The 9,158-nt window shown below is 60.2% G+C and carries 10 protein-coding genes (1 of these 10 cut by a window edge); 5 read left to right on the top strand and 5 right to left on the bottom strand.

The window, feature by feature from the left end:
* Positions 1 to 1,612: the 5' portion of an aminopeptidase P family protein gene (locus ACVI9W_RS03745; protein ID WP_461529233.1), read on the bottom strand. 200 nt of this gene lie to the left of the window's left edge; only the first 1,612 of its 1,812 coding nucleotides appear in the window; its start codon is at positions 1,610 to 1,612; its stop codon lies beyond the left edge, outside the window.
* 56 nt (positions 1,613 to 1,668) lie between these two features.
* Positions 1,669 to 2,829 (bottom strand): cysteine desulfurase family protein, encoded by a 1,161-nt coding sequence (locus ACVI9W_RS03750; RefSeq protein WP_461529234.1) that lies wholly within the window; start codon positions 2,827 to 2,829, stop codon positions 1,669 to 1,671.
* A 254-nt stretch (positions 2,830 to 3,083) separates the two neighbouring features.
* Between ACVI9W_RS03750 and ACVI9W_RS03755 the strand changes: the two genes are divergently transcribed.
* On the top strand, positions 3,084 to 4,193 hold the full coding sequence (locus ACVI9W_RS03755; RefSeq protein WP_461529235.1) for a DUF3182 family protein: 1,110 nt from the start codon (positions 3,084 to 3,086) through the stop codon (positions 4,191 to 4,193).
* A complete protein-coding gene (locus ACVI9W_RS03760; protein WP_461529236.1) occupies positions 4,180 to 4,950 on the top strand; it encodes an alpha/beta hydrolase family protein in 771 nt (256 codons plus the stop codon). The genes ACVI9W_RS03755 and ACVI9W_RS03760 overlap by 14 nt, the downstream gene beginning before the upstream one ends.
* Here ACVI9W_RS03760 and ACVI9W_RS03765 read toward each other — a convergent pair.
* A complete protein-coding gene (locus ACVI9W_RS03765) occupies positions 4,926 to 5,309 on the bottom strand; it encodes an antibiotic biosynthesis monooxygenase (RefSeq protein WP_461529237.1) in 384 nt (127 codons plus the stop codon). The two genes, ACVI9W_RS03760 and ACVI9W_RS03765, sit on opposite strands and share 25 nt — an antisense overlap.
* 88 nt (positions 5,310 to 5,397) lie before the next feature.
* On the opposite strand from ACVI9W_RS03765, the gene soxR reads away from it, so the two are divergent.
* Positions 5,398 to 5,868 (top strand): redox-sensitive transcriptional activator SoxR, encoded by a 471-nt coding sequence (soxR, locus tag ACVI9W_RS03770; protein ID WP_461529238.1) that lies wholly within the window; start codon positions 5,398 to 5,400, stop codon positions 5,866 to 5,868.
* A 33-nt stretch (positions 5,869 to 5,901) separates the two neighbouring features.
* Here soxR and ACVI9W_RS03775 read toward each other — a convergent pair whose 3' ends face one another.
* Positions 5,902 to 6,879 (bottom strand): GlxA family transcriptional regulator, encoded by a 978-nt coding sequence (locus ACVI9W_RS03775; RefSeq protein ID WP_461529239.1) that lies wholly within the window; start codon positions 6,877 to 6,879, stop codon positions 5,902 to 5,904.
* Between the two features lie 106 nt (positions 6,880 to 6,985).
* On the opposite strand from ACVI9W_RS03775, the gene ACVI9W_RS03780 reads away from it, so the two are divergent.
* On the top strand, positions 6,986 to 7,555 hold the full coding sequence (locus ACVI9W_RS03780; RefSeq protein WP_461529240.1) for a cysteine hydrolase family protein: 570 nt from the start codon (positions 6,986 to 6,988) through the stop codon (positions 7,553 to 7,555).
* Here ACVI9W_RS03780 and ACVI9W_RS03785 read toward each other — a convergent pair.
* The gene (locus ACVI9W_RS03785) at positions 7,552 to 8,115 is read right to left on the bottom strand and encodes a helix-turn-helix domain-containing protein (RefSeq protein ID WP_461529241.1); all 564 of its coding nucleotides are present in this window, start codon (positions 8,113 to 8,115) and stop codon (positions 7,552 to 7,554) included. The genes ACVI9W_RS03780 and ACVI9W_RS03785 overlap by 4 nt on opposite strands.
* A gap of 83 nt (positions 8,116 to 8,198) precedes the next feature.
* Here ACVI9W_RS03785 and ACVI9W_RS03790 point away from each other — a divergent pair, with 83 nt between their 5' ends.
* Positions 8,199 to 9,146 (top strand): DMT family transporter, encoded by a 948-nt coding sequence (locus ACVI9W_RS03790; RefSeq protein WP_461529242.1) that lies wholly within the window; start codon positions 8,199 to 8,201, stop codon positions 9,144 to 9,146.
* Positions 9,147 to 9,158 lie beyond the last annotated feature (12 nt).

Genomic DNA, 9,158 nt, shown 5'->3' on the forward strand with positions numbered 1-9,158 from the left:
GCCCCACCACTTCACGGTTGAAAACCAGGTTTTCGATTCGTACCCCCCACTGCCCTGGACGGTAAGTGCCCGGCTCAATTGAGGTAATCATTCCGGCCTGCATCGCTGTCTGCGGTGCCGTTGCTGCCTGGTAGGCAATGACCTGTGGTCCTTCATGCACATTCATGAAGTAACCGACGCCATGTCCGGTACCATGACCATAATCGACCTGATCGGCCCAGATCGGCGCCCGGGCGATAGCATCGAGCAACGGTGAAAGGATGCCTCGCGGGAACCGCGCACGTGAGAGTGCAATCACGCCCTTGAGCACCCGGGTACAGTCCCGTTTCTGCTCAAGGCTTGGTGTGCCCACTGGCACCATGCGGGTGATATCCGTGGTACCGCCCAGATACTGCCCACCCGAATCAATCAGCAGCAAGCCATCGCCTTCAATACGTGCATGGGACGCTTCGGTCGCACGGTAGTGCGGCATGGCTCCGTTGGCATTGAAAGCGGCGATGGTCGAAAAGCTCAACGACACAAAGCCAGGGCGACGGGCACGGGCAGCACTGAGCTGCTCATCGATGGTCAGCTCGGTAACCGACTCTCGCCCCAGCGCGGCCTCGAGCCAGGCAAAGAACTCGCATAACGCTGCACCATCCTGCTCCATGGCATTGTGGATATGGGTCAGGTCCTGCGTACTTTTCTGCGATTTGGCCAGGGTCGTGGGGTTGATACCTTCGACCAAACGTACTTCAGTCGACAAACTGTCAATCAATCCCTGGGTAACCCGCACCGGATCGATCAGCAGGCTATCGACGCCCGGAACTGCGGCCAATGCCGCATGGATAGCCGTGTAGTCGCGCACTTCAATGCCATCGGCCTCGAGCACTTGGCGCAACGATGCATCCAGCTTGCCGAGCGCAACAAAGAGGATCGCCTTGTCCTGGCCAACCAGTGCGAAGGATACGAACACCGGATTGTAGGAGACGTCACTGCCACGCAAGTTGAACAACCAGGCGATATCGTCAAGGGTGGCAATAAAGTGCCAGTCGGCGCCACGTTCGCGTAGCGTCTGGCGCAGCCGGGCAAGTTTTTCGGCGCGACTCACCGTCGCTTCGGGCGGCAGGTGCTGGTACACCGGGTTGTTTGGCAACTCAGGACGACCATCCCAAACCTGGGCAAGCAGGTCGCTCTTTGTGAGCAGGCGTGCATTGCGGGCAGTAAGGCGCTCCACCAGCTGACGCGCCGAAGCCAACGCCATGACCGCACCATCAACCGCCACCGCACCGCCCTCGGGTACTTGTTCGGCCAGCCAGTCCAGCGGCCCCGGCTTGCCCGGCTGCAACTTCATCAACTGAATACTGCTACCGGCCAGCTCTTTCTCAGCCTGTTCCCAATACCGGCTATCAGCCCACAGGCCTGCGAACTCTGGCGTAACGATCAATGTGCCTACCGAGCCCTGGAAGCCGGACAACCATTGCCGGCCTTGCCAATACTCTGGCAGGTACTCGGAAAGATGCGGGTCGGCCGACGGCACCAGCAGGGCGTCGACCCCTTCCCGATTCATCACCTGGCGAATCGCTGCCAGGCGTGCGCTCACCGCTCCCTGCGTTGAAGACTGAGTGTTCATGCTGACTCCTGCTACCACGGCATCCGTTGTTATAGCCGCAGATAATGGAGCAGGCTTCAGCCCCCGGCAACCGCCCAGAAAGGTTGCGACTGTAACGAGGCTTTGATTGCCGCTGCAGCCTGATCGACATCCTGCTCCCGGGTATAGCGGCCAAGGCTCAAGCGCATGGTCTGGCGCGCAAACTGCGGTGTAAGTCCCAATGCCAGCAACACATGCGAGGGCTTATTGCTGGACGAGTTGCAGGCCGAAGTCGAAGAGAACGCCAGGTTATCGGCAAGGGTCGCAAAGTGCGGACTCTCGCCTTTGAAGGTCAGGCTCAGGGTATGGTCGATGCGTTGCACAGGACTACCGTTGATCTGAAGTCCGGAGATTTCACCAAGAGCTTCAAGCAAGCGCTGGCGCAACTGGCCAATGCGCTGCGCTTCGTCTGCCTGCAGATCACCCGCCAGGGCAAACGCCGCGCCCATACCGACAATCTGATGGGTGGCCAGCGTTCCTGAACGCAAGCCGCCCTCGTGTCCGCCACCATGGATCTGCGCGTGAAGCAACGGCCGGGCGCGCTCACCGACATACAAGGCGCCGATCCCCTTGGGCCCGTAGACCTTATGGGCCGAGAACGACATCAGGTCTACAGGCAACTGCCTCAAGTCGATACCGAGCTTGCCGGCCCCTTGGGCAGCATCCACATGCAGCAACGCGCCATGATCACGAACAAGCTGGCCGATTGCAGCAACATCATTGACGGTGCCCAGCTCATTGTTGACCAGCATCAGTGAGACCAGCACGGTGTCATCGCGCAGCGCCGCAGCTACTGCCTCAGGGCTGATCAGGCCCTGGGCGTCAGGGGCCAGACGGGTCACGGCAAAGCCTGCCTGCTCCAGTTGAAAAACGCTATCAAGCACAGCCTTGTGTTCGATCTGACTGGTGATGATATGGCCTGCCCGGTACCCCTGGGCAACGCCTTTGAGCGCAAGGTTGTTGGACTCGGTAGCCCCCGAAGTCCAGACAATCTGCCCGGCCTCGGCACCGACCAGCGTGGCAACCTGGATACGCGCCTGTTCCACAGCCACGCGTGCTTGCTGACCATAGCGGTGCGACCCGGATGCCGGATTGCCAAAGTTGCCCGAGGCACCAAGGCACTCGACCATCACCTGGATGACTCGCTCGTCGACAGGTGTCGTGGCGGCGTAGTCGAAATACAACGGGAAGCTGTTCATTGCTGCAGGCTCTCTGGTTGTCCATGCCTAGTAAAGAAGACGCTGCTTTTATATGCGCAGGCAAGCATTGACTCTATTGTGCCTCACAATCCATTAGAACAATAAATTATCAATAAATATATTTATATAACCTAAAAACAATTTCGCTTCAGTTCTAGTGAACTTCCGCGCCCTCAGGTCTTCACAACATTACAGTCCTTGCATGGGGAATTACCTCATGCCTGGACGACCTGACGTCGCCGAGGAACTCGCCCATGCCCCGTTCGACCGACCACAAGCAAGGTGTCGTACTGCTCGATACCCGCCAGCACACCCCCGAACACGAACACAACGTGCACCTGAAACTTGCCGAACGCCTGGCGCAGTTGCTCGACACACAGGTGGTTGTGCCAACCCACCCTCCAACCGCACATGACAACTTCTATTACCTGCCCACCGAAACCCTGATCGATCCCGCCCGTTATCAGGAAATCGGCATTGCCTCGACCCAGGACCTGTTCGGTGGTGTGGTGGCCAGACCCTACATGGCCACCAAAGCCATTTCCCACCCCTTGCCCGCCAATGCCCGCTACCCGCTAGGCTGGACCGATGACTTTGCTCGTCAGGCCAGTGATGCCTTGCTGCGCGGCTACACGGCGTTCAGCCTGGAGGACGCTGCGCATGCAGCCGCACTGTTGCTGCGTGACGGCCCATTACGGATCAAACCGGTTCGCGCCACGGCAGGCAGAGGGCAAACCGTGGTCACATCGATGGTGGAGGTCGAACAGGCGCTTACCGGCCTTGATGAGAAAGAGCTCGCGCTCTGGGGGCTTACCCTGGAGGAGAACCTGACCCAGGTGCAGACCTTCAGTGTCGGCCAGGCTCTGGTGGCTGGCATCCTGTGCAGCTACTACGGCACCCAGCAGTTGACTCACGACCATAGCGGCGAAGAAATCTACGGTGGTTCGGACCTGGTGCTGGTACGCGGTGACTACGACACTTTGCTGCAACTCGGGCTCGAAGACGCTCTGCGCCTGGCCATCACCCAGGCCAGAACCTATGAGCAGGCGGCGTTGCAGAACTTTCCCGGTTTTATCGCTTCACGCCGCAACTATGACGTCGCCCGGGGCCTGAACTGTGAGGGCAGACCGCGTAGCGGCGTGCTCGAGCAATCCTGGCGCATCGGCGGTGCCAGCAGCGCCGAAATCCTGGCCTTGCAGGCATTTGCCGCAGACCCTGCACTGACACGCCTGCGCGCCTCGACCCATGAAGTCTTTGGCACACCCGACCTGCCTGCCGATGCGACTATTTTCTATCAGGGGGATGACAGTGAACTCGGAAGATTCTGCAAATATGCACGGTTACGCGACTATGACCATCCATAGCGAGTCCATCGAGATCCACGTCGACGATGAGACAATTGCCGCAACCATCGTCAGCCCCGGCGACAAGGTGCCGGGCATTCTCTTCGTTCACGGCTGGGGCGGTAGCCAGCAGCGCGACCTGGCCCGCGCCAAGCAGATCACTGGCCTGGGCTGCGTGTGCATGACCTTCGACTTGCGCGGTCATGAAAAAACCGAGAGCCAGCGCCTGAGTGTCACCCGTGAGCAGAACCTGGCAGATCTGCTGGCTGCCTATGACCGGCTGGTCAGCCACCCTGCCGTCGACACCCGTGCGATTGCCATAATCGGCAGCAGTTACGGGGGCTACCTGGCGACCTTGCTGACCGCCTTGAGACCAGTCAAATGGCTGGCCCTGAGGGTGCCGGCGCTGTACTGGGACGATGATTGGACAATGCCCAAGCACGACCTTGACCGCCAACGCTTGAACGACTACCGCCGACGCCCGCTGGGACCCACCGATAATCGCGCCCTGGGGGCCTGCGCCGAATTCGCCGGCGACGTGCTGCTGGTCGAGTCGGAGCAGGACGATTATGTCCCGCACAGCACGCTGATGAGTTACCGCTCAGCGTTCGTCAGCGCCCACTCCCTGACCCATCGAATCGTTGACGGCGCTGATCATGCGCTGTCCAGCGACCGCAGCCAGAAAGCCTACAGCTCGATTCTCGGCGCCTGGGTCAGCGAGATGGTCATCGGTGCCCGCCTGGACCACTACCCTCACCACTCGCCCTGGTATTCCTGAGCGACCGGCAGCTGACAATGCAGCCCCTCCGTCGCGCTGCGTGACAAGCTGCTCAAGGTCTGGAAAGCGGCGAAATTCACACCTTTGGCCTGATGCTGCTGAATCAATTGCAGGAAGGGTTCCTGTGCAAAGCTGCTGGCCGCCGCCTCCCAGGCGCTACGCGACTGCCATTGCAGGTACTGCAGTACACGGCAACCATCGACACTGGCCTGGATGCTCGCACCCAGCAAGCCCGAATGGCGCATTACCAACGCTTCACTTCTCTCGTTCAGCGCCTGGGCCAGAGCATGCTGACGCTCTGGCATCACCTCGAATTCGATCATCTGGATAAAGCACAAGCTGCGCTCTGAAACCATCATCGGCATTTTCTCCCTGCCATTGAACTTGCGACGCGACGGCAGGCAGGGTAAAACCTCTAGTTAACTCAAGGTCAAGAGATTTATCACCATGCCTCAACCTTGCACCGCCGAGAAGATCATGACCGTCGGCCAGCTGGCTGCCCGCAGCGGGGTTGCGGTCACCGCCCTGCACTTCTACGAAAGCAAGGGGCTGATCCACAGTACCCGCAGCAGCGGCAACCAACGGCGCTACCCCCGCGAAACCCTGCGCCGGGTGGCGGTGATCAAGATGGCGCAGCGCCTGGGTATCCCTCTGGCCACTATTCATGCCGCACTACGGACACTGCCCGTGGGGCGTGCGCCCAGCGTCACGGACTGGCAACGGTTGTCCGAGCAATGGCGCCAGGACCTGACCCGGCGTATCGACAAACTGCTGGTGCTGCGCGACCAGCTTGATGGCTGCATTGGCTGCGGCTGCATGTCGCTGCAGAGTTGCCCGCTGCGCAATTGTGATGACCAGTTGAGTGAGCACGGACCGGGTCCGCAGTTACTGGAGCCCGGACCGGAAGCAGCCGATTAGGCCAGGTTCAGGACCAGCCCCCAGCAAGGAGGATCAGCCGATGCTGCCCGCCACCCGCCGCCGATAGTCACTGGGCGCAAGCCCGGTGACCTTGTGGAAGACCTTGCGAAAGGCACCCGGGTCTTGATACCCCACTCCCCAGGCGATCTGGTCGATGCTGCGGTTGGTGAACTCGAGCATCCGGCAAGCACGACCAACCCGCACCTGCTGGCAGTACTCGGTGGGTTTGAGGCCCGTGGCGTTGCGGAAACGACGCAGAAAAGTACGCGACTCCAGGCCTGCGCAATCAGCCATGACTTTCAGGTTCACATCCCGCGCACCGCTGCTTTGCAACCAGTGCTGAACCTTGAGCACCGCTTCGTCGCCATGATCCAGGCGCGGACTGAAAACACTGCCGGGGGCGCTGCCACTCACACGCTCCACCGCAAGGAACCGTGCGGTCTCGGCTGCCAGGGTCTCGCCCAGGTAACGCTCAACCAACCTCAAACCCAAGTCTGTCCAGGCCATCAGTCCGGCTGAGGTAATGATGTCACCGTCATCGAGCAGTGGCAGATTGGCCTCGACTTTCACCGCCGGGAAGCGCTCAGCCAGAGATTGAGCGAAATTCCAGTGAGTCGTGGCTGGCCGTCCATCGAGCAGGCCGCTGGCGGCAATGAAAAACACCCCGACACACACCGACACCAGCAAGGCACCATCGCGATGCCACTGGCGCAGATTCTGGCGATAACGTTCGAGCAACTCAGGGGACGGTGTCTGGGTCAGGCTCGGCGGAATGATCATTACCCGCAGCCGATGGTGGCCACCTGGATGACTATCGAACACCGCTGTCAGCTGCTGGCCTGCGGTTTCGCTCCAATGACTGATACGCAGCTCTGGGCGCTCCAGCGCACCCAGCTCATGACGCAGGCGATTGGCGATAGCGAACAGATCGGTTAACCCATGCACCGCTGCCGCCTGTGCGCCAGGGTAGACCAACAGACCGATTTCCAGCGTGTCGCAGCCTTTTGTCATTGTCAGTTTTTCCCGCCAATTTGTCGTTCGCGCCAATCTGCAAGCCTAGCGCTCAAGCCTATAACTATCACCAGGCCACAACCACTCACCGATAGAGGCTTTTGAAATGAGCAAGCACGCCCTGATCATCATCGACATTCAGAATGACTACTTCCCAGGTGGCAAATGGACTCTGGATGGTGCCGATCGCGCCGCCGACAATGCCGCCAGGATTCTTGCCGCAACCCGGACCAAAGGTGATCTGGTGGTGCATGTGCGCCATGAGTTCGAATCGGCTGATGCACCGTTTTTCACCCCGGGGTCAGAAGGCGCGCAGATCCACTCCAAGGTTGCCACGCGGCCAAGTGAACCCGTCGTGCTCAAGCATAAAGTCAATTCGTTCCTGAACACTGAGCTCAAGGCCCTGCTGGACGAGCACAAAGTCGAAGCGGTGACGGTGATCGGCAGCATGAGCCATATGTGCATCGACGGCTTCACCCGTGCCGCCGCCGACTTCGGCTATACCGTCACAGTGATCCATGATGCCTGCGCCAGCCGTGACCTGGAATTCAATGGTGTGGCCGTGCCTGCCGCCCAGGTGCATGCGGCCTACATGGCTTCACTGGCATTCGCCTATGCCCAGGTGATCACCACCGAGGACTATCTGTCTGGCAACCACCGCGATGCGGCTAACTAGATCACTACGTTGCGCACAAACCGCGTAGCCACCTCGCCATCGTTGCGATAGGCATGAATGCAATTGCTGGCATAACTGAAAAAGTCACCGGCCCGGAGCACGTGTTGCTGATCGCCGATGGCCAGGGTCAGGCAACCCTCGGCCACATACAGTTGCTCGCTCCAGCCATCGGCGTCAGCTTCGCATTGATAAACCTCGCCCGGCTCCAGTCGCCACTCCCACAGCTCCACCTCGCGACTGGCGACCGAACTGGCCAGCAAAACCGCGCGGCTGCCGGGATGGACCCCGGCCCAGGCCAGCTCGTTGATGCGGCTCGGGTCACGGTTGTCAGGGGCCTGGATCAGATCGGTAAAGGCCACTCCCAGCGCCTCGGCGAGGCGATCCAGGGTGGTCAGGCTGACATTGTTCTCCCCAGCCTCGATGGCCACAAGCATGCGTCGGCTGACGCCGGACTTTTCTGCCAGAGTATTCTGACTGAGTTCAGCGGCGTGGCGCAGGCGACGAACGTTTTGGCTGACATGCTGCAGCACCGAGGCGCGCTGGCTGGAATGTTTGTGCACTATATTGCTCACCAATAGTATTTGCGCAGTATACTGCCCACTTCGCCGCAATTGTGCGTCGCCCTTCTTCCGTGTGCAAGGCCATGACTTCCATTAACCGCGCAGATCGCCCTTCCGTTTCGTTCCGGCTGAGCAGGGCCGAACTGGTCCTGGTGTTTATCACCATGCTCTGGGGCGGAACCTTCCTGTTGGTACATAACGTCATGACCGTCAGCGGACCGATGTTCTTTGTCGGCCTGCGTTTTGCCGCTGCCACCCTGTTCGTCGGCCTGGTCTCGGCCCGTGCTTTGTCGGGACTGACTGCTACCGAATTCAAAGCCGGCGTACTGATCGGGATCTCGATCATGCTCGGCTATGGCTTGCAAACCTATGGACTACAGACCATCAGCAGCAGCCAGTCGGCCTTTATCACTGCCTTGTACGTGCCCTTTGTGCCTTTGCTGCAATGGCTGGTACTGGGCCGGCGTCCAGGCCTGATGCCAAGCCTGGGGATTGGCCTGGCCTTTGTCGGCCTGATGTTGCTGGCTGGCCCGGAAGGCGGCTCGCTGCAGTTGAGTACCGGCGAGATCGTCACGCTGGTCAGTGCCGTGGCAATCGCCGCGGAAATCATCCTGATCAGCCGCTATGCCGGCAAGGTCGATGTACGCCGGGTCACAGTGGTGCAACTGGCAACGGCCTCGGTGCTGTCGTTCTTGATGGTGCTGCCTACCCAGGAACCACTGCCGGATTTCTCCTGGCTGCTGCTGCTCAGCGCCCTGGGTCTTGGCGCCATGAGCGCGGTCATTCAGGTGGCCATGAACTGGGCGCAGAAATCGGTTTCACCGACCCGGGCAACGCTGATCTATGCAGGCGAACCGGTCTGGGCCGGTATCGTTGGACGCATCGCAGGCGAGCGCTTGCCGGGTATCGCGCTGTTTGGCGGGTTGCTGATCGTCATTGCCGTGATCGTCAGCGAACTGAAAATCAAACGCCGGAAACAGGCGCCCAACGTACTTGAAACGCCTGAACAAGGACAAGAAGCAGGGTTGTAGCGGCCAAAACCG

The organism is Pseudomonas sp. 210_17 TE3656, assembly GCF_054821965.1.